General features: G+C 72.6%; 28 protein-coding genes. 13 read left to right on the top strand and 15 right to left on the bottom strand.

From position 1 onward, the window contains the following. Positions 1 to 1,809, bottom strand: coding sequence for an asparagine synthase (glutamine-hydrolyzing) (asnB, locus tag ABZ135_RS15235; RefSeq protein ID WP_356695729.1), 1,809 nt, complete (start codon positions 1,807 to 1,809; stop codon positions 1 to 3). A gap of 165 nt (positions 1,810 to 1,974) precedes the next feature. Between asnB and ABZ135_RS15230 the strand changes: the two genes are divergently transcribed. Then, entirely contained in the window at positions 1,975 to 2,715 is a 741-nt protein-coding gene (locus ABZ135_RS15230; protein WP_356695727.1) for a PIG-L deacetylase family protein, read from the top strand. A gap of 173 nt (positions 2,716 to 2,888) precedes the next feature. Further along, positions 2,889 to 3,782, top strand: a complete 894-nt coding sequence (locus ABZ135_RS15225; RefSeq protein ID WP_356695725.1) for an NAD(P)-binding domain-containing protein — start codon at positions 2,889 to 2,891, stop codon at positions 3,780 to 3,782. Positions 3,783 to 3,878: 96 nt separating this feature from the next. Here ABZ135_RS15225 and ABZ135_RS15220 read toward each other — a convergent pair whose 3' ends face one another. The 5 genes from ABZ135_RS15220 to ABZ135_RS15200 all read right to left on the bottom strand — a co-directional run bounded on the left by ABZ135_RS15220 (position 3,879) and on the right by ABZ135_RS15200 (position 7,687). Further along, positions 3,879 to 4,538 carry a DUF5701 family protein gene (locus ABZ135_RS15220; protein WP_356695723.1) on the bottom strand — a complete coding sequence of 220 codons (660 nt, stop codon included), beginning with the start codon at positions 4,536 to 4,538 and terminating at the stop codon, positions 3,879 to 3,881. 135 nt (positions 4,539 to 4,673) lie between these two features. Further along, positions 4,674 to 5,627, bottom strand: coding sequence for a sigma-70 family RNA polymerase sigma factor (locus ABZ135_RS15215; protein WP_356695721.1), 954 nt, complete (start codon positions 5,625 to 5,627; stop codon positions 4,674 to 4,676). A gap of 10 nt (positions 5,628 to 5,637) precedes the next feature. Continuing rightward, on the bottom strand, positions 5,638 to 6,846 hold the full coding sequence (locus ABZ135_RS15210) for an FAD-dependent oxidoreductase (protein WP_356695935.1): 1,209 nt from the start codon (positions 6,844 to 6,846) through the stop codon (positions 5,638 to 5,640). A gap of 233 nt (positions 6,847 to 7,079) precedes the next feature. Beyond that, the gene (locus ABZ135_RS15205; protein WP_356695719.1) at positions 7,080 to 7,490 is read right to left on the bottom strand and encodes an ATP-binding protein; all 411 of its coding nucleotides are present in this window, start codon (positions 7,488 to 7,490) and stop codon (positions 7,080 to 7,082) included. Next, positions 7,487 to 7,687 (bottom strand): hypothetical protein, encoded by a 201-nt coding sequence (locus ABZ135_RS15200; protein WP_356695717.1) that lies wholly within the window; start codon positions 7,685 to 7,687, stop codon positions 7,487 to 7,489. Before ABZ135_RS15200 ends, ABZ135_RS15205 begins: the two co-directional genes overlap by 4 nt. 115 nt (positions 7,688 to 7,802) lie before the next feature. Here ABZ135_RS15200 and ABZ135_RS15195 point away from each other — a divergent pair, with 115 nt between their 5' ends. Beyond that, the gene (locus ABZ135_RS15195; RefSeq protein ID WP_356695715.1) at positions 7,803 to 8,681 is read left to right on the top strand and encodes a helix-turn-helix transcriptional regulator; all 879 of its coding nucleotides are present in this window, start codon (positions 7,803 to 7,805) and stop codon (positions 8,679 to 8,681) included. Continuing rightward, entirely contained in the window at positions 8,638 to 8,850 is a 213-nt protein-coding gene (locus ABZ135_RS15190) for a DUF397 domain-containing protein (RefSeq protein ID WP_356695713.1), read from the top strand. The genes ABZ135_RS15195 and ABZ135_RS15190 overlap by 44 nt, the downstream gene beginning before the upstream one ends. 1 nt (position 8,851) lies before the next feature. On the opposite strand, the gene ABZ135_RS15185 is transcribed toward ABZ135_RS15190, so the two are convergent. Together ABZ135_RS15185 and ABZ135_RS15180 are read right to left on the bottom strand one after the other, a co-directional pair. After that, positions 8,852 to 9,460, bottom strand: coding sequence for an SMI1/KNR4 family protein (locus ABZ135_RS15185; RefSeq protein WP_356695711.1), 609 nt, complete (start codon positions 9,458 to 9,460; stop codon positions 8,852 to 8,854). Continuing rightward, on the bottom strand, positions 9,460 to 10,014 hold the full coding sequence (locus ABZ135_RS15180; RefSeq protein ID WP_356695709.1) for a Uma2 family endonuclease: 555 nt from the start codon (positions 10,012 to 10,014) through the stop codon (positions 9,460 to 9,462). The genes ABZ135_RS15185 and ABZ135_RS15180 overlap by 1 nt, the downstream gene beginning before the upstream one ends. A 178-nt stretch (positions 10,015 to 10,192) precedes the next feature. Here ABZ135_RS15180 and ABZ135_RS15175 point away from each other — a divergent pair, with 178 nt between their 5' ends. Genes ABZ135_RS15175 through ABZ135_RS15165 form a run of 3 tightly spaced genes read left to right on the top strand, consistent with a single transcriptional unit; the run spans position 10,193 to position 11,560 of the window. Next, positions 10,193 to 10,654: a hypothetical protein gene (locus ABZ135_RS15175; RefSeq protein WP_356695707.1), complete on the top strand. Its 462-nt coding sequence runs from the start codon at positions 10,193 to 10,195 to the stop codon at positions 10,652 to 10,654. Further along, on the top strand, positions 10,651 to 11,034 hold the full coding sequence (locus tag ABZ135_RS15170) for a hypothetical protein (RefSeq protein ID WP_356695705.1): 384 nt from the start codon (positions 10,651 to 10,653) through the stop codon (positions 11,032 to 11,034). The genes ABZ135_RS15175 and ABZ135_RS15170 overlap by 4 nt, the downstream gene beginning before the upstream one ends. Then, complete coding sequence (locus ABZ135_RS15165; RefSeq protein ID WP_356695703.1) at positions 11,027 to 11,560, top strand: hypothetical protein; 534 nt, start codon at positions 11,027 to 11,029, stop codon at positions 11,558 to 11,560. The genes ABZ135_RS15170 and ABZ135_RS15165 overlap by 8 nt, the downstream gene beginning before the upstream one ends. 127 nt (positions 11,561 to 11,687) lie before the next feature. Here the strand turns inward: ABZ135_RS15165 and ABZ135_RS15160 are convergent, their stop codons facing one another. Continuing rightward, positions 11,688 to 12,260, bottom strand: a complete 573-nt coding sequence (locus ABZ135_RS15160) for a helix-turn-helix domain-containing protein (RefSeq protein WP_356695701.1) — start codon at positions 12,258 to 12,260, stop codon at positions 11,688 to 11,690. 106 nt (positions 12,261 to 12,366) lie between these two features. On the opposite strand from ABZ135_RS15160, the gene ABZ135_RS15155 reads away from it, so the two are divergent. From ABZ135_RS15155 to ABZ135_RS15130, 6 genes are all read left to right on the top strand, one after another. Then, entirely contained in the window at positions 12,367 to 12,654 is a 288-nt protein-coding gene (locus tag ABZ135_RS15155; RefSeq protein ID WP_356695699.1) for an antibiotic biosynthesis monooxygenase family protein, read from the top strand. 197 nt (positions 12,655 to 12,851) lie between these two features. Continuing rightward, on the top strand, positions 12,852 to 13,352 hold the full coding sequence (tpx, locus tag ABZ135_RS15150) for a thiol peroxidase (RefSeq protein ID WP_356695697.1): 501 nt from the start codon (positions 12,852 to 12,854) through the stop codon (positions 13,350 to 13,352). Between the two features lie 153 nt (positions 13,353 to 13,505). Further along, positions 13,506 to 14,894 (top strand): FAD-binding oxidoreductase, encoded by a 1,389-nt coding sequence (locus tag ABZ135_RS15145; RefSeq protein WP_356695695.1) that lies wholly within the window; start codon positions 13,506 to 13,508, stop codon positions 14,892 to 14,894. A gap of 96 nt (positions 14,895 to 14,990) precedes the next feature. Beyond that, positions 14,991 to 15,563, top strand: coding sequence for a dihydrofolate reductase family protein (locus ABZ135_RS15140; RefSeq protein ID WP_356695693.1), 573 nt, complete (start codon positions 14,991 to 14,993; stop codon positions 15,561 to 15,563). 129 nt (positions 15,564 to 15,692) lie between these two features. Further along, on the top strand, positions 15,693 to 15,911 hold the full coding sequence (locus ABZ135_RS15135) for a type II toxin-antitoxin system VapB family antitoxin (RefSeq protein ID WP_356695691.1): 219 nt from the start codon (positions 15,693 to 15,695) through the stop codon (positions 15,909 to 15,911). Then, positions 15,908 to 16,312, top strand: coding sequence for a PIN domain nuclease (locus ABZ135_RS15130; RefSeq protein WP_356695689.1), 405 nt, complete (start codon positions 15,908 to 15,910; stop codon positions 16,310 to 16,312). The genes ABZ135_RS15135 and ABZ135_RS15130 overlap by 4 nt, the downstream gene beginning before the upstream one ends. A gap of 44 nt (positions 16,313 to 16,356) precedes the next feature. Here the strand turns inward: ABZ135_RS15130 and ABZ135_RS15125 are convergent, their stop codons facing one another. The 6 genes from ABZ135_RS15125 to ABZ135_RS15100 all read right to left on the bottom strand — a co-directional run. After that, complete coding sequence (locus ABZ135_RS15125; RefSeq protein ID WP_356695687.1) at positions 16,357 to 17,100, bottom strand: class I SAM-dependent methyltransferase; 744 nt, start codon at positions 17,098 to 17,100, stop codon at positions 16,357 to 16,359. A 139-nt stretch (positions 17,101 to 17,239) separates the two neighbouring features. Next, the gene (locus tag ABZ135_RS15120; protein ID WP_356695685.1) at positions 17,240 to 17,866 is read right to left on the bottom strand and encodes a LysE family transporter; all 627 of its coding nucleotides are present in this window, start codon (positions 17,864 to 17,866) and stop codon (positions 17,240 to 17,242) included. Beyond that, positions 17,863 to 18,159 (bottom strand): DUF2087 domain-containing protein, encoded by a 297-nt coding sequence (locus ABZ135_RS15115; protein WP_356695683.1) that lies wholly within the window; start codon positions 18,157 to 18,159, stop codon positions 17,863 to 17,865. The genes ABZ135_RS15120 and ABZ135_RS15115 overlap by 4 nt, the downstream gene beginning before the upstream one ends. An 86-nt stretch (positions 18,160 to 18,245) precedes the next feature. Continuing rightward, positions 18,246 to 22,013, bottom strand: a complete 3,768-nt coding sequence (locus ABZ135_RS15110; RefSeq protein WP_356695681.1) for an amino acid adenylation domain-containing protein — start codon at positions 22,011 to 22,013, stop codon at positions 18,246 to 18,248. A gap of 97 nt (positions 22,014 to 22,110) precedes the next feature. After that, complete coding sequence (locus ABZ135_RS15105; RefSeq protein WP_356695679.1) at positions 22,111 to 22,779, bottom strand: maleylpyruvate isomerase family mycothiol-dependent enzyme; 669 nt, start codon at positions 22,777 to 22,779, stop codon at positions 22,111 to 22,113. 35 nt (positions 22,780 to 22,814) lie between these two features. After that, positions 22,815 to 22,909 (bottom strand): adenosylhomocysteinase (locus ABZ135_RS15100; RefSeq protein ID WP_356695933.1); only part of this gene is annotated, 95 nt, incomplete at its 5' end.

Here is a 22,909-nt window from a genome sequence, read left to right as displayed (position 1 = left end):
TCAGGCGGCCGCACAGCCCAGCGGGATCCGCATGCCCTGCACGACGTCCGTCCACAGCTCGTGGACGGCCAGCGCCCACAGCGCGAGGGCGATGTGCTGGTTGGGCCGCTCCAGATGCCGGTTCAGGAGCCTGCCCACCCGGTCGGCGCGGATCTTGCCGCCCAGCACCAGCCGGGCCGGCGACAACAGCTCGCGGACCGTGTCGAGGAGCGGCCCGCCGGGCGCGATCATCGCGGCGATCGGCAGGGTGAAGGGCTGCTTGGGCCGGTTCAGGACGGCCGCGGGCAGCAGCTCGGCCCCCGCCCCGTACAGCGCCCGCTTGCCGTGCCGCGCCTCGGGCGGCAGCGCCCGCGCGTGGGCGACCACGGAGGGCTGGCAGAACGGCAGGCGCGCCTCCACCGCCCAGGCCATCGACAGGTGGTCGACCCGCCGCAGGTGGTAGGCGGGCAGCCGCCAGCGCGTCTCGAAGGCGCTCGTCGCCGTGGCCCGGTCCGCCCCGGCCGCCTCCGCCGAGCGCAGCTCCTGCTCGATCCGGTCGGCAGCCGAGCCCTGGTCGGCGATGAAGGCGGCGTACGAGGAGGTGTACAGGTGCTCGCGCAGCAGCCGGGGCGCGGCGGAGAGGGCGTCCGCGTAGGAGGCGGCCCAGTCGACGCCGGGCGGGGAGGTCAGCGCGGCGCGCATCCGGTCGTAGCCGCCGAAGAGTTCGTCCGCGCCGTCGCCGGCGAGGGCGACGGTGAAGCCGTTCTCCCGGACGGCGCGGAAGAGGGCGTAGGTGGAGAGGGCGATCGGGTCGGCGTTGGGCTGCCCGAGGTGCCGCACGGTCCGGGTGAGCAGCGACGGGATCTCGTCGGGGTCGACGGTGACCTCGTGGTGGACGGTCCGGGCGCGGCGGGCGACGGCGCGGGCGTAGGCGGCCTCGGAGCCGGGCCACTTGCCGCGGTAGGTGAGGTGGAAGGTGTGCAGCGGCGGCGCGTCCGTCTCGCGGGCGTGCTCGGCGGCGAGCGCCGTGACGAGCCCGGAGTCGAGGCCGCCGCTGGTGATCGCGCAGACCGGCGCGTCGGCGGTGGCGAGCCGCCGCACCTCGTGGCGCAGCACGTCCTGCGTGTCGCCGAAGGGCCGGGTGGCGTGCGGGGCGCGGCGGCGGACGACGGGCGCCCGGCCGGGCCGTACGAGGGCGGTGGCGCCGGGCGGCAGGACGGTGACGCCGTCGAGCGCGGTGTGCGCGGAGTACGAGGTGCGGGTGGCGAGGACGGTGTCGAGCGAGTCCTCGCGCGGGGCGATCCGCACCCCCTCGAAGGCGAGCAGGGCGGGGATCTCGGAGGCGAAGCGGGTGGAGCCGTCGTGCGGGTCGTGGTGGAGGTGGACCGGCTTCATGCCCATGTCGTCGACGGCGAGCACGAGTTGGGCGCCGCCGGGGCGCAGGTCGAGGACGGCGACGGCGAACATGCCGTCGAGGTGCTCGGCGAAGGCGGGCCCGTACTCGGCGTAGAGGGCGGGCAGCAGCGTGCCGTCGCAGCGGTCGGGGAAGCGGTGGCCGCGCGCGGCGAGGCGGCGGCGCAGCTCGGCGTGGTTGTAGATCTCGCCGTTGAGGACGGCGAGGATGCCGGGCAGGTGGGGCAGCCGGTAGGGCTGCCGGCCGCCGCACGGGTCGGTGACGGCGAGCCGGTCGCAGCCGAGCGACCAGCCGGGGCCGCTGAGCACCTGGTGCTCGTCGGGGCCGCCGTGCCGCTGGCGGGCCGAGACCGCCGCGAGTTCGGCCGGGTCGGGGCGGTCCGCCGACGCGGCGAAGGAGCCGAGAATCCTGCACATGCCGGTCGCCTCCGAAGCTCGATGTCAGTCACTGTCCGTCATTGCCCACATGGCGCATCCAATGATTTGAATCTACCAAGCTTTTGGATGGCGCGTAAGTGCCATGTCCTGTTCACGCCACGAGTTGGCCTTGCGACGCCCCCCGCCGCCCAAGAGGCTGACCCCATGGAGGACTTCGCGATCGACCCGACCGTCCGCAGTGCCCCGGAATCACTGCTGGTGGTGGCGGCACACCCGGACGACATCGAGTTCTGCGTGAGCGGCACCGTCATGCAGTGGATCGAACGCGGCACCCGCGTCACCTACTGCATCGTCACGGACGGCGGCGCCGGCGGCTACGACGAGGCACTCCCCCGCCAGGCCATGGCGGACCTGCGCCGCGCCGAACAGGTCCACTCCGCCAAGCTCAGCGGCGTCGCCGACGTCCGCTTCCTCGGCTACCCCGACAGCTTCGTCGAAGCCTCCGTCGACCTCCGCCGCGACCTGTGCCGGGTGATCCGCCAGGTCCGCCCGCAGCGGTGCGTCATCCCGTCCCCCGAGATCAACTGGGCCCGCGCCGCCGACCTCCACCCCGACCACCGGGCCGTCGGCGACGCCTGCCTGCGCGCGATATACCCCGAGGCCCGCAACCCCTTCGCCCACCCCGAACTGCTCAAGCAGGAGGGCCTGGAGCCCTGGATCGTCCACGAACTGTGGCTGATGACCGGCCCCACCCCCAACCAGTACGTGGACGTCACCCCGGTCTTCGACCGCAAGGTCGAGGCCCTGCGCATCCACACCTCCCAGACCGCGCACTTCGACGACCTGGCCGGGCTGCTGCGCGCGTGGCTCAGCGAGCACGCGCGGGCGGGCGGGCTGCCGCCGGGGCGGATGGCGGAGGCGTTCCAGATCGTGCACATCGACTGAATCGCGCACGTCGATTGAGGCGGGCACATCGACTTGGGCGGTGTCGGCACCGGCCGGGCCGGGCACCCCTTGACCTCAACTCCGGTTCAGCTTCTAGCGTTTCGTCTCGCGCAGCACCAGTGACGCCGGCCCTTCCCGGGCCGGACCACTGCGACCGGGGAGAGAGCGACCTCATGAACACCGTCTCAGAACGCACCGACGCACCGCCGGCCGTCACCGTGATCGGCCTGGGCGAGATGGGCTTCGCCCTCGCCGACGCCTTCCTCACCGGCGGGCACCCCACCACCGTGTACAACCGCACGCCGGAGAAGGCCGACCCCCTGGCCGCCAAGGGAGCGAAGCCGGCCCCGACCGTCCGCGAGGCCGTCGCCGCCGCTCCCCTCGTGGTCATCAGCGTCAAGGGCGGCACCACGGCCCGCACGCTGCTGGAATCGGCGGGCGACGCGCTGCCCGGCCGCGCCGTGCTCAACCTCACGGACGGAACGTCCGCGGACGCCAGGGCCGTGGCCGAATGGGTCACCGCCCAGGGCGCGCGCTACCTCCACGGGCAGATCATGACGATCGCCCCGGGCATCGGAGGAGCCGAGACGGTGATCTTCTACGGCGGCTCCGAGACCGTGTTCCACGACTTCCACCCCGCCCTCCGGCTCCTCGGCGGCCGCGGCACCCTGATCTCGGCCGACGCCGGCCTGCCCGCCCTGTACGGCATGGCCGTGCACGGCACGATGTGGGGCGCCCTCAACGGCTTCCTCCACGCGGCCGCGCTGCTGACCAGCGAGGGCGTCGAGGTGAAGCGGTTCCTCGACCACGCCGGCCCGTCCGTCGCCGCCCTCACGGCATCCCTCCCGATGCTCGCCGACGAGGTCGACCGCGGTGCGTACGCGACGCGGTACGGGGCACTCCAGCACCACCGGCCCTCGGTGGAGGACCTGGTCCGCGAGAGCGAAGCGCGGAACATCGACACCGGCCTGCCCGGCTACACGCTGGGCCTGGTGGACAAGGCCATGGAGGACGGCCACGCCGACGACAGCTACGCGCGGCTGATCGAGTACTTCCGGAAGGGCTGACAGCGCCGAGAGCGGTGGGCATCGGGCGGGAGGTCGGCGGGGGGTGGTCACGTCGGGGCGCGGGCGGGCCCCCGGCCCCGGCGTGGCCGCCGGGCGCTACCTCCGCCCGGTCGCGGAGCCGAAGCCCAGCCACGTGTGCCGGTTCCCCCACCAGCACCAGCCCACCTTCGGCGCGTCGCGCCGCTCCTTGCCGTCCCGGCCCGTCCCGTTGCTGATCCAGATCGCCGGCGTACGGGCGTCGTACGTGCCCTTCGGCTTCCGCAGCCGCGAACCGATCGTCATGAAACAGCGGTTGCGCTCCAGGGCATCCGGCTGCTGGAGCACCCAGTGGATGCCCTCGCTCAGCACGAGCGGGCTGCGGCCCTCCTCCGTCAGCGCCGGAAGCGCCTCCTCCGGGCTCCAGTTCGCCATGCGGTCGCCCCGGTCGACCCCGTCGACCAGATAGAGCGGGGCGTCCGGCAGCTCCACGCCGCCGTCACCGTACGGGGTGAAGTCGTCGACGTCCGGCATGTCGACCACGACGAAGCCGGGCTTGCCGCCCCGGCGCAGCAACGGCGCGAGCGCGGAGGCCGGCGCCCGGTCCGGATGGACGGCGAGCAGGGGCCTCGCGCCGCCGGACTCTTCGGAGTTCGCAGCAAAGGCGCGCAGCTCCTCGGCGGTCAGTCCCGCGATCTCGTGCACCCCCAGCTCGATCAGCCGCTCCGCCTGGTCGGCGAGGGGCGGCAGCGGGGGCAGGGCGGTGGTGGTGTCGGGCAAGGCGCTCCTCTGGTGGGGTGGTCGGCGTCGGCCAGAGACGGCGTCGATCAGAGACGGCGTCGGCCAGAGACCGAACGCGGCACCGCACCGGATTGTTCCCGGCGCCCAACGCGCCCCGCCCTGCGACCACTTCCCTCACCACTCGGCGATGAGCGGCTCCCCGGCCCCCCTCCGCCGCCATGCCTCGGAGAGCCGCCCGAGGCGGGCGGGGGCCGCGATGCCCCGCACCGTGGCGATCTTCCCGTCGACGATGTCGAACGACACGGAGCCGACCACCCGGTCGCCGACCACCGCAAGGATCGCGGGAGTGCCGTTCACCACCGCGTAGTGGATGGCGGGCGTGCCGCCTGCGAGCCGCCGCTTCGCGGACGTGCCCTTGAAACCGGCCCGCGCGATCGCGGCGATGCGCCGCGGAGTGTCGTACCGCAGCAGCTTCTGCGTCAGGCCGGCACCGTCGGAGATCGCCGTCGCGTCATCCGTGAGCAGCTCCACCAGACGTTCCGTACGGCCCGAGGTCGCCGCGGCGAGGAACTCCTCCACGATCCTGCGGGCCGCCACCGGGTCGATGTCTCCGTCACGGCGGCGCTCGGCGACGACGCGCCGCCGCGCCCGGTGCAGGTGCTGCTGACTCGCGGACTCCGAGATGTCCAGGATCTCGGCGATCTCGGCATGCCCGTACGAGAACGCCTCCCGCAGCAGATACACGGCCCGCTCGAACGGCGACAGCCGCTCCATCAGGGTCAGCACGGCCAGCGACACCGACTCGCGCTGCTCGAAGGTGTCGGCCGGCCCGAGCATCGGGTCACCGTCGAGCAGCGGCTCCGGCAGCCAGGCCCCCACCGTGCGCTCACGCCGCGCCTGGGCCGAACGCAGCCGGTCCAGACACAGGTTGGTGACGACCTTCGTCAGCCATGCCTCCGGCACCCTGATCCGCTGCCGGTCGGCGGCCTGCCAGTGCAGGAACGCGTCCTGCACGACGTCCTCGGCGTCGGCGGCCGAACCGAGGAGACGGTAGGCCAGCGAGGCCAGCCGGTTCCGGCCGGCCTCGAACCGCTCGACGTCGAAGCGATCGATCGCGATGCTGTCCACGCGGCCCACCCTAGGCGGCTACGCGCTCGGCCCGCTCGGCGAAGGCGTCAGAGGCGGCAGCCACGCGGAGCCTCCGCTGGGGCAGGCCGAACGTCGGGTGCGCGGTGGCCCACAGGGACATCCAGAGGATCGCCGACTTGAGACGCGTGGCCTTGCGGCCGCTCAGGTACTTCGGCTTCGCGTTCCCCTCGCCGTCGATGAACTGGAAGATCGCGTCCCGCCGGCCGAGGCTGATGTGGTTGGCCACATACTCCAGCTTGATCCGGGGGACCTCGCGGCCCGTCAGGCCGCCCACGATCGCTCCGACCGCCTGCCGGGCGGTGTAGCCGGCCGAGGCGCACGACATCGGCAGCGGCCTCCCGTTGTCACCGATCACGTGGAGGGCATCACCCGCCGCGTACACCTCCGGATGCGACACCGACCGCATCTGGCGGTCGACGACGATCCGCCCCTCCTCGGTGACCTCCAGCCCGCTCGCCGCGGCGATCGGATGCACCGCGAACCCCGCCGTCCACACGGTCGCGTCCGACGCCAGGACGGTGCCGTCGGCACACAGCACCCGCGCCGCCTCGACCGCCTCCACCTCGGCGTGCTCCACGACCTCGACGCCCAGGCGCTCGCCCGCCCGCCGCAGGTGGTCGCGGGCCCCGGCGGAGAGGCGGGCGCCCAGCTCGCCCCGGGCCACCAGGGTCACCGACAGGCCGGGCCGGGCCTCGGCGATCTCCGTGGCGGTCTCGATGCCGGTCAGCCCGTCGCCGACGACCAGCACCCGCCCGCCCTCGCCGCGCGCCTCCAGCGCGTCCAGGCGCTCCCGCAGCCGCAGCGCCGAGGCCCGGCCGGCGACGTCGTGGGCGTGCTCGCCCACGCCCGGCACGCCACCGTCCGCGACACGGCTCCCGAGCGCGTACACGAGCGTGTCGTAACCGATCTCGCCCCCACCCTCGGCATCGGCCACGTCCACGACCCGGCGCTCGGGATCGACGGCCGTCACCCGGGCCACCCTCACCCGCACCCCCGTGCCCGCGAAGACATCGGCCAGCATCGGGGCCTCGATCTGCTGGCCGGCCGCCAACTGGTGCAGCCGCAGCCGCTGGACGAAGTCCGGCTCGGCGTTCACCACCGTGACCTCGACGTCCTCCGGGGACAGCCGGCGCGCCAGGACCCCGGCCGCGTAGGCACCGGCGTATCCGGCGCCGAGGACGACGATGCGGTGCTTCATGAGTCGCTTCACGAGTCGCTCCTGTCGATTGGCTTGGCCTTCGCGGATTGAGCGAGACAGCCCGCCGATCCCTGACAGGAGCCATGTGTGACGTGCGTCACTGGGGGGGCTGAGCCGGGTGGGTGGGGGCGCGGGGGCCGCTCCGGTGAACGCGTCCGGGACTGCATGATTTACGGCGCGGTCCGGCCCCTCGAATCGGCGAACCCCCCTTGTTCCGCGCCACAAATCACGCTTTACGTCCCGAACGCGCTCCCCTGCGCGTCCCCCGCTTCCCGCCGTCCCCCGGCGAGACCGGCCGCGGGAAGCTCGCACCACACGGTCTTCCCGTACGGCGCTTGGTCGACGCCCCAGCGGGCGGCGACCGCGTCGATGATCCCGATGCCTCGCCCGGACTCGGCCCCGTCGGAGACCTCGCGGAGCACGGGCCAGAGGCGCGGATCGGGATCACTGACCGCGACCCGCAGCCGGCCGGTGGGGGCCGCTGTCACCCGTACGGTCACTGGGGTGCCCTCGCCGACGTGCTGGATGACGTTCGTCAGCAACTCGCTGACGCAGAGCCGTACGTCGTCGCCGTGCACCATCCGCCGCACCTCCGCCACCGCCTTGGGCAGCGCGAGAAGCTGCAGGGTGAACGGGAGGGTCACGTGCCGACTGCCTTGTGGAGCACCTGGGTGAGGTGGCGTGCGGTCGCCACGGTGCAGTTGCCGAGCGCGACGAGCGGGGGCCGGACGCTCGTACCGGCGAGGGTGAGGGGATCCACCCCGAGGGAGGGGAGGGTGATGCCGTGAGCTGCGAGAGCGCTGCGGAGCTGGTCGATGTCGGGGGTGATGTCGTCGCTCATGCGGGTTCCGCCTTTCGTTGCGTGCCGTGACGAACCGCTCACACGGTGCCGCCCCGCCCCCTACCGTGGGAAGCGTTTCCCGCTCCACGAAGCAAGGTGCGAAAGGCGGTCGGCGGTGGCTGCGCGCAAGGAGATCGACGGCTCGGCGAGCGTCCCGGAGTTCTACGGGAAGGAGCTCCGCTTCAAGAGGGAGCAGGCGGGCCTGACGCTGGAGAAGCTGGTGGACGGCAGCTTCTACGGCGTGACGTACCTGAGCGAGATCGAACGCGGCCAGCGCCGCATGCCGATGGATCTGGCCCAGCACGTGGACCGGGTGCTGAAGACGGACGGGTTCTTCGCGCGGCGCTGCGAGGACGTGCGGAAGGCACGGCTCACGGGCCACGCTCCGTACTTCGAAAAGGTGCTGGAAGCCGAGAAGCGCGCCGAAACCATCGAACAGTGGTCGCCGACTGTCTTTCCCGGCCTGCTTCAGACGGGACCGTATATGCGGGCGCTCTTCCGAGCCGAATGGACGCAGGATCTACCGGAAGAGGTCGATGAGAAGATCACCGGCCGCCTCGCCCGAGCCCGGCTCTTCGACGAGGATCACAGGAAGCCGGAGTACTCGGTCATCCTGCACGAATCCTTGCTCAGGCTGCGGGTGCTGCCGGGTCCGGAGATGGCCGAGCAGCTCGACCACATCGGCGCTCTCATCAGACGCGGCCGGGTCTTTGCACAGATCCTTCCGTGGAACGCCGGTGCGCACCCCCTAATGCTGGGCAACGCCATGGTCCTGGACTTCGCGGACGAACCACCGTTGGTCTACATGGAAGGGCAGCACCATGGGCACACCATCGACGATCCGGCCCTCGTGAAGCAGTACCGGAGGTCGTACGATCTGCTGAGGGCCGCCGCCTTGCCGCTGGAGGTGTCCCTCGCCCTGATCGAGGATGCGGCAGAGGACTACCGAAATGGCACGCACCCGGATCGACTTGAGCGCCGCCACTTGGCGTAAGAGCAGCTACAGCAACACGTCCGGCGGCGACTGCCTCGAAGTCGCGGACAACACCCCCGGCCTCGTCCCGGTCCGGGACTCGAAGCGGCCCGGCGGCCCGGTGCTCGTCGTCACCGCCGGCGCGTGGACGCCGTTCGTCGCGGCGGTGAAGGTGGCGGCGGCCGGCTGAATCAGGGCCGGACCGTGACCGCGCCGAGGTGGGTGATCCAGTCCGCGAAGGTGGCGGGGCGGCCCTGGTAGGTCATGGGGAGGATCAGGTCGCAGGTGGCGCGGCTGTCGAACCACATCTGGCCGCGGTGGGGGCCGGTGACGACCAGGAGGGTGTGGAAGCCGCAGCCGCCCTCCTGGAGGTAGACGGCGCCCGCCGTCTTCCGTTCCTGGAGGACCCCGCACTCGGCGTCCCACGCCGCCCATGCCGCCTCGTCGTCGCGTGGCGGCTCGCGGTCGCCCAGCTCGTGGTCGTAGGCGGCGTACGAGTCGGGGTGCGGGAACGGCTCGGTGAGCAGGTGGTAGTTGGTGTCGCGGTCGCCGTACCAGCCCCAGCCCTGGGGGCCCCGCTGGAGCCGGTTGATCCGGTGCCCGGCGCTGACCCGCAGCAGATGGTCCCGGTACTCCTCCGGGAACGTGATCCCGAGCTCCGCCTCGGCCTCCCGCACCTCCGCCTCGGTGAGCGGCGGCGGGGCGGCGTCCGCGTACGTCTGCCAGGCCGGCGGCGCCGCGGTCTCGTAACGGTGCCCCTGCTCCAGGCGCCGCAACTCCGCTGTCCAGTCGGGGGCCATCAGGCGAGGTCGCCCGTGTCGAGTTCGATGCCGAAGGGCTCGGGCAGGTGGAGCCGGGTGCCGAAGGGGTGGGGGCCGTCGACGCGGGTGTAGCCGAGGCGGCCGGGCTCGGAGTAGAGGGTGACGCTCTTCTCCTGGCGGTCCACGACCAAGTAGAGGGGGGCGTGGTACTCGGCGTACCGCTGGCGCTTCACGACCCGGTCGGTGTCGCGGTTCGACTCGGAGGTGACCTCGACGATGAGGAGGGTGTCCTCGGGGAGAAGCGCGGTGGCGCCCTTGGCCTGGGCGGCGGGGACCACGGCGATGTCGGGGACGTACCAGTTCGACGAGCCGGGCAGGTCGAGGTTTCCGGAGCCGGTGACGCAGCCGAGTTCGCGGGCGCGGGGGCGGATCTGGTCGCGGATGGTCTCGGCGGCTGCTTCGTGGTCCCAGGTCGGCGACACGGGCTCGATGATTCCCTCGATGATCTGGGCGCGGTCGCCGCGGATGTGCTGGACGGCGTACTTCAACGCCTGTTCCGGATCGACGCCGTTGTAGTCGGGGACTGTGCTCATCGTCCGTCCTGCGTCCCGTACCGGGCTGGGAGGTGTGTCGGTCTCGACGTTACCGCGCCCCGGGTCGTGGGGCCGGAGAAATCTCCGGTGTCCGGTCACCTCCCTCGTCGACCGGCAGTGGGCCGGCGGGTCCTTGTAGGGTGGCGCCGCCTTGGGGTGTGCGGGAGGGGAGGGGGCGGTGGGGTTGCGGGTCCGGGCGGCGGGGTTGCCGGTGGTGTTCCGGCGGCCGATGCGGCTGCACGCGTACGTGCTCGGGCACGGGCGGCTGGTGTTGCGGGGCCCGCGGGATCCGGAGGAGGGGCGGGCCACGACGGTGGACGTGGAGTTCGCGGACGTCGGGTCGATGTCGGTGCGGGACCGCTATTCCTCGTTGACGATCCGGTTCGCGGACGCGGAGGAGGAGGCCCGGCTGCGGGCGGCCGACCCGCGGAACTGGTACGACTGGCGGGCGTTCGTCCTGGAGACGGAGGACGGGGCGAACGGGCACGTGGTCGCGGGTGGGCTGCACTGGGGCGAGAGCGCGGCGCCCGAGACGTACGACAGTTTCCTGCTGCCGTCGGTGGCGTTGAGCCGCTTCCGCCCGGAGGGCGCGGTGCCGGCCGAGCCGGTCGTCGTCCACAGCGCCTGGCCCCCTCGGTGATCCCCTGGTTCTGGGTCGGCGAGGACGACTCCACCGACGCGTTCGGGGAGTTGCCGGGGCCGGGGCGGCGGTTCGTGCGGGTGCTGCGGGAGCGGGCCGTGACGTGGGGCGGGGATCCGGACGACACGTTCGTGCTGCGGCCCGAGGAGACCGGGTTCGGGCATCTGGTCGCCGTGGTGTGCGTGGGGAGCGAGGTGTTCGGGGCGTTCTTCGACGAGCAGGGTGGCGTGTACGGCACCGAGCTGCACGACCAGATGTACGTGCCGCTGCACGGCTCCTCGGCGGGGATCTTCCGCACCGCCGGGTCGCCGGGCGGGTGCGCGGAGCGGACGGCGGACTGGTTCGAGCTCGTCCGGAGCAGGGGTGGGGTCCGTGGGTAGCACCTTCCAGGCGGTCGTCGACCTCGACGCGACGGCCGGCGAGGCCCCCGCGCTCGCCGAGCGCGTGGTGGCGTGGCTGGTCGGGGCCGGCGTTCTGCTTCCGGAGCGGAAGGATGTCGGCGACGGCAAGGGCTGGTACGCGGAGGGCCCGCGCTGGGCGGCGGTGACGGACGAGCGGCGGTACGTGGGCGGCGACGGGCTCGCGGCCGTCACGGGGCGGACCGTGTTCTGGTCGCCGCAGGGCGGGGACGCCGTCTGCCCGTCCTGTGCGGCGGTCCTGGAAGGGCGGGCCGCGCTGTTCTCGCCGGCCATCGACGCCTGGTGGCGGACGGGTGAGGCCGAGGTGGACTGCCCGGCGTGCGGGCGGACGGTGCCGCTGGCCGCGTGGGAGTGGGGGCCGGACGGTTTCGCCTTCGCGTATCTCGGGTTCGAGGTGTGGAACGGGCCGCCGCTGCGGCCCGGGTTCGTCGCCGAGGTGGGGCGGGTGCTCGGGCATCGCGTACGGCTGGTGCGCGGGAAGATCTAGCGCCCGGGCCGGTCGGCCGCGGGGCCCCCGGCTCCTGGCCCGGGCCCCGTCGCCCGGAGCCAGGTCCCGGCCCCGATCCCGGCTCCCCGTCGCCCGGGTCCAGGTCCCGGCCCGGACCGGGGCGGTGTCAGTCGGGCGCCTCCGTCCTCGGGACGTCGAGGATGAGGTCGGCCGCGCGGGCGACCACCGCGGAGCGCGTGCGGCCGGGGTGGTCGGCGGCCAGGAAGTGGCTGCCGATGGCGGTGCAGAAGGCGAGCAGGGCCCGGGCCTCGACCTCCTCGGGGTCGGCGCAGTACGTGCCGATGGCGTCCCGCGCCAACTGGATGCGCTGGTTGTCCACGCGGCGCAGGCGCTCCGCGACGGCCGGGTCGCGGCGGGCCCATTCGCGGACGGCCAGGTCGATGGGGAGCAGCCGGTCGCCGGAGAAGGTGAGCCGCCCGGCCAGGCGGACCTTGTCCCGCGCGTCGACGCCCTCCCGCTCGACCCGGTCGATGACGTCGTCGACGCTCTCGCGCTCCCAGGTGTCCAGCATCTCGGCCAGCAGTTCCTCGCGGTCGGCGAAGTAGCCGTAGAAGCCGCCCTTGGTCACGCCCAGCGTCTTGGCGAGGGCCTCGACCCGCACCGCGTCCACGCCGCCCGCGGCCAGCACCCGCAGTCCGGCCTCGATCCACTTCTCGCGCGGTGTGCGCAACGCGCCCATCTTCGGCCCACCTCACCTCACCCACCTGTTGTACGGGTCCGTACAACAGGTCTACGCTGACGTTGTACGCCATCGTATAACCGTGCCACCCGTGAGGGGTCGTCTCATGTCGTTCGGTTTCGTCGCCTTCCACTACCCCGCCCCCGAGCACGTGGACGCCTTCGTCCGCGAGTGCCGCCAGGTCGCCGACGCGGCGCGGCACCAGCCCGGCTTCCTGTCCACGGAGGTCTGGGTCACCCCCGACGGCGGCGCCGTCGTCACCACCGGCTCGTTCGAGTCCGAAGCGGCCTTCCTGGCGGCGGCCGAGGTCGGGCGCGAGATGGGCGCGACGCCCGAGGGCCTGAGCGACCTGGAGGTGCGGCCGCGCGAGGTGCACTTCCTCGTGTCGCGCTAGGGAGGGGGAGCGGACCACGGGCGCGGGGGCGACGGGCGGTCCGGCCTCCGGGGCGGTCTCCGGGGGCGGGCCGGTGCCCCGGACGGTGCGGGGACGGACACCGACGCGGGCGAGCGGCCCGGCGGAATACGATCGGACCGCCGCCAGCCGCACCGGTGGCTGACCACGGCACCACCCTCTGTCTAAGGAGAAACCTCATGGCGCAGGTCGCGCTCAAGGGCAACCCCGTAACCGTCGACGGCTCCCTGCCCGCCACGGGCAGCCAGGCCCCCGAGTTCACCCTGGTCGGCGAGGGTCTCGCGGACAAGTCGCTGAAGGACTTCGCCGGCAAGCGCAAGGTCCTCAACATCTTCCCCAGCGTCGACACCCCCACCTGCGCCTCCTCCGTGCGCGCCTTCAACGCGAAGGCCGGCGACCTGGAGAACACCGTCGTGCTGTGCATCTCGGCGGACCTCCCCTTCGCCCAGGCCCGCTTCTGCGGCGCCGAGGGCCTGGAGAACGTGCAGAACCTCTCCACCCTCCGCGGCCGTGACTTCCACACCTCCTACGGTGTGGCGATCGCCGACGGCCCGCTGGCCGGCCTGACCGCCCGCGCCGTCGTCGTCCTCGACGAGAACGACAAGGTCCTGCACACCGAGCTCGTCAACGAGATCTCGGAGGAGCCGAACTACGAGGCCGCCCTGGCCGCCCTGAAGTAGTCGTCCCCGCCCGCGAGGGCGACGAGGCCCGCCCGGCGATCACCCGCCGGGCGGGCCTCCCCGTTTTCCGGGGCCGGGAGGCGGGGGGCCGGGGCCGGGGAGAGACTGAAGGGGTAGCGCGGCCGCAGGCAGGGGTTCCCTTGAGGAGTGGCCATGGGTGGCACGGCGGTGGAGGCCCTGCGCGGACTGCTGCGGGGCGAGGTGATCGGCCCCGACGACACGGGGTACGACGAGGCCCGGTCGATCTACAACGCGATGATCGACCGCCGGCCCGCGGTGATCGCGCGGTGCGCGGACACGTCGGACGTACGGGCGGCGCTGCGGTACGCCCGGGACACCGGCACGGAGCTGGCGGTGCGCGGCGGCGGGCACAGTGGTGGCGGGCTGTGTCTGGTGGACGGTTCGCTGATGGTGGACCTGTCGGGAATGCGCTGGGTGCGGGTGGATCCGGCGGCGCGGACGGCCCTGGTCGGCGGCGGCAGCCAGTTGGGGGACCTGGATCACGAGGCGCACGGGCACGGTCTCGCGACCCCGGGCGGAATCATGTCGACGACCGGGGTGGGCGGGCTGACCCTGGGCGGCGGGCACGGGCATCTGACCCGTGCGTACGGCCTGACGATCGACAACCTGCTGGCGGCGGACGTGGTCCTCGCGGACGGCTCGGTCGTCACCGCCTCGGCGGACGAACACCCGGACCTGTTCTGGGCGTTGCGCGGAGGCGGCGGGAACTTCGGGATCGTGACGGCGTTCACCTTCGCGCTGCACCCGGTGGAGGACGTGGGGCTCGCCGTCACCCTGTGGGAGCCGGAGCACATCGGCGCGGTGCTGCGCTGGTACCGGGAGTTCCTGCCGGCGGCGGACACCGACCTGAACGGCTTCTTCGCCACGCTTGTGGTGGCGCCGGGGCCGCCGTTCCCGGAGGAGATCCACGGGAAGCGGATGTGCGGGGTGGTGTGGTGCCACACGGGCGCCACGGACGAGGAGGCCCTCGCGAAGGCGTTCGCCGTCGTCTCCGAACCGGCGCCGCCGGCCTTCCACTTCCACACGCCCGTGCCGTATCCGGCGATCCAGTCGATGTTCGACGACCTGATCCCCAAGGGGCTCCAGTGGTACTGGCGCGGTGACTTCTTCGACGAGATCACGGAGGGGGCGATGGACGTCCACCGCACCTTCCTGGAGCGGATGCCGACCGAGCTGTCGACGATGCACCTCTATCCGGTCGACGGCGCCGCCCACCGGCCCGGCCCGACGGACACGGCCTGGGCGTACCGGGACGCCGTCTGGTCCGGTGTGATCGCCGGGATCGGCGCGGAGCCGGCGGACGCGGAGCCGGTCCACCGCTGGGCCGTGGACTACTGGGAGGCCCTGCACCCGCACTCGATGGGCGGTGCGTACGTCAACTTCCTGGGCGCGGACGAGGGCCGGGACCGGGTCCGGGCCACGTACCGGGGACACTACGACCGGCTGGCCGACGTGAAGCGGACGTACGACCCGGACAACGTCTTCCGTCACACGCAGAACATCGTCCCGGCGGACCGATGACCCCCGCGCCGATGAGTTTCCGGCGGGCCGCCGGTCCTAGATCATGAACGCGACAGGCGCGGCACGACAACACGGCGACTCACCGAGGGAATCCCCATGCGCACTCTGATCAGCACCGCCTTCGTCTCGCTCGACGGCGTCGTCGAGGCGCCGGGCGGCGAGCCCGGCTACCGGAACTCCGGCTGGACCTTCAAGGACGTGGAGTTCCTCCCCGAGGTCTTCGAGATCAAGGGCCGGGAGCAGAAGGAGGCCACGGCGATGCTGCTGGGCCGCATCAGCTACGAGGCGTTCGGTGCCGTGTGGCCGGACATGGAGGACTTCGCCGACTACAAGGAGATGCCGAAGTACGTGGTGTCCACCACGCTCACCGAGGACGGCCTCGTACCGAACTGGGGCGAGACCACGATCCTGCGCTCGCTCGACGAGGTCGCCGCGCTGAAGGAGACCGAGGGCGGCCCGATCATCGTCCACGGCAGCGCCACCCTGAACCGCGCGCTCTCCGACGCGGGCCTGATCGACCGCTACCACCTGCTGGTCTTCCCCCTCCTCCTCGGCGCCGGCAAACGCCTCTTCAGCACCACGGACAAGGACGCCCAGAAGCTCCGCCTCGTGGAGCACGAGGCATACGCGAACGGCGTGCAGAAGCAGGTCTTCGACGTCGTCCGCTGACCCCGGGACGCCGAACGTGAACTGGAGCGGCGATCCAGGCCCGCGGCCCGGCCGGGCCCGCGCCCCGGCGGGCCCCGGAACCAGGAGATATACTGGCGACGCTCGGATATATCCCCTGCGGAGGTCGCCATGTCCAAGACCCTGGTCGACATCGACGACGAGATGCTCGCCTTCGCCCAGCGACAGCTCGGCACCAAGACCAAACGGGACACGATCAACCGGGCCCTGACCATAGCGGCGGCGACCAGCGCGGAAGACCGCGCACGGGCGCTTCAGTGGCTCCAGGACAACGCCGAGGACTTCCTCGACTTCGACTTCCTGGAAGAGCGAGAGCGTTCCGGCCGGTGAACTACCTCGCCGACACCTCGGCGGTGTGGCGCATCCTGCGCCGGCAGATCGGGTCACCCTGGCCGGAGCGGGTGGCCCGCGGACAGGTCTCCCTCTGCCCGCCCGTCGAGGCGGAGCTGATGCCGGGGCTGCGGACCGACCGGGACCACGAGCCGTTCTTCACGATGCTCGGCCGGACCTTCGGCTGGGTCCCCGCCCCCGACAACCCATGGCGGGAGGTCATCGAAGTCCAGCGGGACCTGGTCCGGATCGGCCACCACCGCGGCCCGTCCCCCATGGACATCGTGATCGCGCTGACCGCCGAGCAGCACGGGATGACCCTCGTCCACGTCGACGACGACTTCGGCGCCATCGCCAAGGTCCGCCCCGGCATCCCCATGCTCCGACTCGACACGCTCTGAAGCCTCCCACCGGCCGCGCCCGCGCCCCCGGCCGGCCCGGCCCGTCAGGCGCGGCAGTGGAGCATCTCCAAGGGCGGGTTGGCGTGGAAGTCGGCCCAGTAGGCGGTGCCGAATTCGCGCAGGCCGGCCTCCGAGACGGTGACCGGCACCCAGGTGAGGTCCTTGAAGCCGGCGGCCCGCAGGGCGTTCTCGTAGACCTCGCGGCGCGGGCGGTTGGCGACGAAGGAGACCGGCGGGTCGAGGAGGGCGGTGAGGCGGACCTGGGGGCCGGTCTCGATCTCCTCGCCGGTCAGCACGCAGCGGAAGCCGTACCTCTCGGGGGTCGGGCCGTCGAAGCGGAAATCGGGCGACTGGTTGAGGATGAAGAACGAGCCGCCGGGCTTCAGGCTGCGGTGCACGTTGCGGCACATCCGCTCGGTGGTGGCGATGTCCGGGGCGTAGCTGAGCATCTGGACGCCGAGCGCGATGTCGAAGGGCCGCTCGAAGGCGCGCAGTTCGGCGACGTCGCCCACCTCGTAGTCGATGCCCAGCGGGTCGGCCTCCTCCAGCTTCTTCGACACGGCGATCATCTCGCCGGAGATGTCGACCCCGAGCACCTCCGAGGCGCCGCGCCGCCGGAACTCGCGGCTGTAGAAGCCGGTGCCGGAGGCCAGGTCGAGGACCGACCGGCCGCGTACGTCGCCGACGAGGGCGAGGAAGGACGGCACCACCGCGTACTGCTCCAGCGGCAGTGCCTTGAAGCCCTCGTACGCCTCGCCGATCTCGTCGTACTGCTGATGCGTGGTCATGTTCCTTCTCCCCGTGCCGAGTTGCCGAACCGGTCGCTTGGCAGTCTTGCCGGATCACGGCCCCTCGCCGTATTGGCGGAACCCACAGAGATACGGGTCCCGCCTCGGCCTCCCCTACGGGGCGAGGCACCCCCTCGACCTAGACCACCAGCCCCACCGCCAGGACGGTGATCAGCGTGCTCGACGCGAGGGCCGTCGTGAGGCGGCCGCGTGGGCCGGTGAGGGTGCGGGCGAGGAGGCTGCCGCCGGTGGTGAGGAGGAGCTGCCAACTGGCGGAGGCCAGGAGCGCGGCGAGCACGAAGACCGTGCGCTCCGCGAGGGTCGCGGGGGCGTCGGGGCCGGTGGCGAGGATCAGCGCGGCGAAGTAGATCACCGTCATGGGGTTGAGGAGCGTGATCCCCAGGAAGGTGACGTACGCGCGGGCCGGGGTCAGGGTCGTCGTGCCGTCGTCGCGCGAGGCGAGGGACCCGGCGCGGTAGGTCCGTACGGCCAGGACGGCCGCCCGGACCGCGAGGGCCACCAGGACCACCGCGGAGACCCAGCGCAGCGGGGTGAGCACGGGGGTGAGCAGCGGGACGAGGGCGGAGCCGCCCGCCACCGCGAGGAGGGCGTAGACGCCGTCCGCGGTGGCGACGCCCAGGGCCGCGCCGGCGCCCGTGCGCCAGCCGGTGCGGGCGGTGACGGCCACCAGGTAGGCGCCGACGGCGCCGACCGGGATCGCGATGCCGTAGCCGGCCAGGAGGCCGGCCACCGCCGCGGCGATCACGCGACGGCGGGGGTCGCTCCTGCGGGGACGCCGGTCCGCTGCTGTCGGTGGTAGGCCGAGCCGTCCTTCGTACGGGCGAGCTGCCCGCCGACGACCAGATAGCGGCGCAGGGCCGGGAAGTCGGCGTGCACGGTCTTCAGGGCCTCGTTGACCTCGCGCTCGGTGTAGGAGCGGCCCGGCTCGAAGAGGGTCGCGGCGAGATGGTCGAGCAGCGCGGCCCGGCGCGCGGGCTTCCGCGGGATCGCCTTGAGGCGCCCGTCGGCCGCGAAGAGATCGGCGGTGGTGGTGTTCATGCGGTGAAGCGTGACGGGCCGGGCGGCCCGCCCGCAAAGCATTTACCCCGCACACCCGCGAGGGGCCGCCACCGCTCCCGCTACCGCTACCGCCCCAGCCGGTATCCGATCTTCTTCACCAGCTCCTTAAGGTCCGGCGCCCGCAGCAGGCTGTAGTGGTCGGCGTCCAGCTCCACCACCGTCGGCGGCCGGGAGGACCAGCCGGTCGCCGTCTCCAGGAAGGAGTAGTCGTCGCCCCGCGCCTTGAAGATCGTGACGGGGCAGGAGACGGTGCGCTCGGTGAGCTCCCGGAAGGTGTACGTGAAGGCGAAGGTCTTCTCGACGATGGCGATGATCCGGGCCACCAGCTCCGGGTCGAGCGCGGGGAAGCGTTCCGTCACGTACGCGGCGAAGCCCTCCCTGTCCTTCGCCGGCACGTCCTCCAGGGCGCCCGCGAAGACCGAGAACAGGATCCGCGTGAAGCCGGGGTTGTCGTACGAGGCACCGCCGGCCGCCGACTCCGCGCGCACCTTAGGCGAGCCCGGCGCAATGAGAAACAGGTGCTCCACCTGCTCGCCCGCCGCCTCGAGCAGGTGCGCCGACTCGAAGGCGACGCGGGCGCCGAAGGAGTAGCCCCACAGGGTGTACGGGCCGGTGGGCTGGCGCCGGCGGATCGCGGCCACGTCGGCGGCCGCCATCTCGCTGATGGTGTCGTACGGGGTTTCGCCGCGGTTCACGCCGTGCGCCTGCACCCCGTAGAAGGGCCGGTCGATGCCGGCCTCCTCGGCGAGGAAGCGCAGGTTCATGGTGTAGCCGCCCAGGCCCGGCCAGCAGTAGACCGGCGAGCGGTCGCCCTCGGCGTGCAGCCGGACCAGCCGGGAGGCGGGGGTCGCGGCGGCGCCGTCCACGCGGTGGGCGAGCTTCTCGACGGTGGGGCACTCGAAGAGGATCTGGAGCGGCAGCGACGCCTCGAACTCCCGGTTCATCCGCGTGACGAGCCCGACCGCGATCAGCGAGTTGCCGCCCGACTCGAAGAAGTCGTCCTGGACGGAGACCGCCTCGACCTCCTCGTACTTGAGGGCCGCCGCCCAGATCTCGGCGAGCCGCCGCTCGGTGCGGGTGCGCGGCGGGACGTGCGGACGGCCGTGCAGGCCGGCGTTGACGACGGCGAGCTCGGCGAGCGCCTTGGTGTCGACCTTGCCGTTGGCGGAGAGCGGCAGCCGGTCCAGGACCACGACCCGGTTGGGGATCATGTAGTCGGGCAGGTGGTGCGCCAGGTCGTCGCGGATCATCTCCGCGGGGCCCTTCATGTGGACGGTGTCCTCGTACATGCCCTCGCTGAGCCGCTGCTCCTCGCTGACGGCGCCGCCGACGAAGAAGTACGAGGGGCCGGTGGCGCGGCCCGCGGCCGTCAGGATCTCGTCCACGCGGCGGGCGGCGGGCAGCGGGTGGCCGGACATGGAGCTGTAGCCGGAGGACATGAAGCCGAGCCCGTGGTCGCCGAGCTGGAGCCGCTGGAGCGCCCGGCCCAGGTCGACGTAGGCGCGCCGCCCGGCGGCCGGCCGGCCGATCGCGGTGATGCCGAGGCTCGCCCGCTCGTACACCGCCTGGTTGATGGCGATGACGTGCTTCTTCTCGACGAGGGAGGAGGAGACGGGGGTCAGCTCGCCGCTCTCGTACGCGTACTGGCCGGCGGGCAGGTCGGCGATCCGGCCCGGGTGGGATTGCACGTACAGGTCCACCTCGGGGCCGGAGTTCCGCGCCGTCTCCTCGTCGTACGGGACGAGCTCGAACAGGCCCAGGTCCTCACGGCCCTCCCCGTCGCGTACCGGCCGGATCGCGAGGCCCATCCCTGGCAGGATCTCCTCGAACAGGCCCACCATGTGGCCGGTCTCGATCTCCAGGACCTCGCGGATGTTGGTCCTGTAGACGGGCTCGACGGCCTCCCACTTGCCGCGGAAGCCGAAGCGGACGTACGGGTCCCGGTCCCGCGCGGCGCCCTCCCGCGCGGTGCCCTCCCTCGCCGCGCCCGGCTCCATCAGGTGCAGCCGGTGGTGCACCGGGTGGTAGTAGTACGTGCCGGGCTCCAGGCCCGCGATCCCGCGCACCTCCACGTGGAGCTGCGTCGCGTACAGCGCGCCCGGCGAGGCGTAGCCGTACTTCGGCAGCAGCCGCTCCTCACTCGTGAACTGGCCGAACCAGCGCAGGATCTCGCCCAGGTCGGCGGCGGTGAGGGTGCCGATCGCGCGGGAGCCGATGCCCTCGGGGCGGCGGGCGAGGGCGGCGAGGACGTCGGCGCGGGTGACGGGGCCGCCCTCGTAGAAGCGGTAGGTCTTGCGGGCGAAGACGGTGCGGCGCATCCGCTCGGTCGGCGTGCGGCCGGGCAGTTCGACGACCGGGCGGCCGGCCAGCTCGCGCGCGTCGACGGTGCCCGCGTTGGAGAGCTGCGCCTTGACCTGGAGCTTGGACTCCTTGGACTGGTGGTGGGCGCCGTGGCTGCCCTGGTCCATCAGGGCGGCTTCCTTCGGGGAGAGCTCGACGCAGGCGACCAGGTTCTGGAAGCCGGTCCGGGGCTCGTTCCTGACGATCACGGCCGCGGACTTCACCCAGTCGTGGTCCTCGATGGCGAGCGCGATCTCGTCCAGCTCGACGCGGAAGCCGCGCAGCTTGATCTGGTTGTCGGCGCGCCCCGCGAACTGGACGGTGCCGTCCTCGTTCCAGGTGGCCAGGTCGCCGGTGCGGTAGAGGCGCTCGCCGGTGCCGGTGGTGATGAAACGTTCCGCCGTGAGCTCGGGCCGGTCCAGGTACCCCCGCGCGACCTGGATGCCGCCGACGCACAGCTCGCCGTCCCGTATGTGGAAGGTCGTGTCGTACGCCGGTCTTCCGATGGGTATCGCGGCGGGGGCGTCCGGGGCGGCGACGGCGGCCCGGTCGACGGTGTGGGAGGAGGCGTTGATGGTGCACTCGGTGGGGCCGTACAGGTTGACCAGCTCGGCCTCCGCCGGCAGCTCGGCGAGGAGCCGGACGGCCAGGTTGCGGGAGAGGATCTCACCACCGGAAAAGACCCGGCGGAGGGTCGTGCAGGAGGCGAACCGCTCGGTGTCCAGGAGGGCCTGGAGGAGGGTCGGCACGCACTGGAGCAGGGTGGCGCCGTGCCGCCGCACGATGTCGACGAGCGCCTCGGGATCCCGGTACACCCCGGGCGGGCCCATGGCGACGCGGGCGCCGACGGCCGGGGCGAGGATCTCCCACTGGGCGGCGTCGAAGCTCATGGGGGTCTTCTGGAGGACGACGGCACCGGGGCCGAGGTGGTGTTCGGCGGCCATCCAGCGCATCTGGGCGGCGATCGAGCGGTGCTCGACCATGACGCCCTTGGGTCTGCCGGTGGAGCCGGAGGTGTAGATGACGTACGCGAGCTGCTCCGGGCTCAAGGACGGCGCCGGCAGCGGCTGTTCGGGTCCGGTGGCGCGCCGGGCGCGCTGCACGGCGTCCTCGACGGTGACGACGGTGGTGCCGGGCGGGGCGAGCTCGGTGACGCGGGCGCGGAAGCGTTCCTGGGTGACGACGATCCGGGCGCCGCTGTCCTCGATCATGTAGCGGAGGCGCTCCTCCGGGTACTCCGGGGAGAGCGGGACGTACGCGCCGCCGGACAGCACCACCCCCCACGTGCCGAGCATCAGGTCGAGCGAGGGTTCGACGTGGACGCCGACGCGGTGGTCGGCGGCGACGCCGAGGGCGCGGAGACGGTCGGCGAGGACGGCGGCGCCTTCGTGGAGCTCACGGAAGGTGAGGGTGTCGTCCTCGAAGACGACGGCGGTGTCGTCCGGGCGCGCCTGCGCCTGGGCGCGCAGCAGCCGGTCCAACGTACTGGTCATGAAGATCCCCCTGCGTGAGAAGCGTGGGTGGGGCCTGAGGGAAAGGGGCGGGCCCCGGTCCCAGGGACCGGGGCCCGCCGCCCTCAGCGGTGGATGATCAGCGGTAGATGAGCAGTTCCTGTTCCGTCGCACCCGTCAGCTCGTAGCGGGTGCGGACCAGCGGGCGGCCCGAGTAGATACGGATCAGGGTGGCCGCGTCGCCGTGGAAGCGGGCCGGCGGGCGGCCCTCGACGGCGTTGCCGAGGTCGACCTCCCCGGCCCGGTCGGCCAGGACGCCGACGAGCCGCGGGGTCTCCCGCTTGCGGCTGGTGACGGCCAGCAGCGGCAGGGCCAGGTCGAGGGCCGCCCCGCAGTAGGCGCCGGGCTCGCCGAACGCCTCCCGTACGTCCCCGGCATGCACCCACTCGCCGAGCGCGACCGCGTCGAGGCGGCCGTCCTCGTGCCCGGCGATGACCGGACCGGCCTCGGTGAGGCCCCGCTCCAGTTCGTCGAGGATCCGGCCGAGCGGCCAGTCCTCGCGTTCGGCCACGTCGGAGGCGTTCGCCTCGGGAAGGAAGACACCCTCCTCCAGGCGCCCCTCCACGATCCTGACGAGCGCCGCCGCGCAGTGGGCGAGCACCTGGCGGGCGGTCCAGCCGGGGCAGGCGGTGCGCAGCTCGTACGCCGCCTCGGGCGTACGGCGCAGCAGCGGCATCAGCAGGTCCCGCTCCGTCTTCAGGAGCCGGTCCGGGAGCCACGGGTCACGGGCGTGGCCGTCGGTACACATCAGGCCGTCGGTACACATCTGGTCGTCGGTACACATCAGTAGCGGTAGTGGTCGGGCTTGTAGGGGCCGTCGATGGGGACGCCGATGTAGGCGGCTTGTTCGGGGCGGAGGGTGGTGAGTTTGACGCCGA

Origin of the sequence: Streptomyces sp. NPDC006339 (genome assembly GCF_040612775.1) — a bacterium.
Classification (GTDB): Bacteria; Actinomycetota; Actinomycetes; order Streptomycetales; family Streptomycetaceae; genus Streptomyces.
This window is presented reverse-complemented; position numbering and strand designations above follow the sequence as displayed.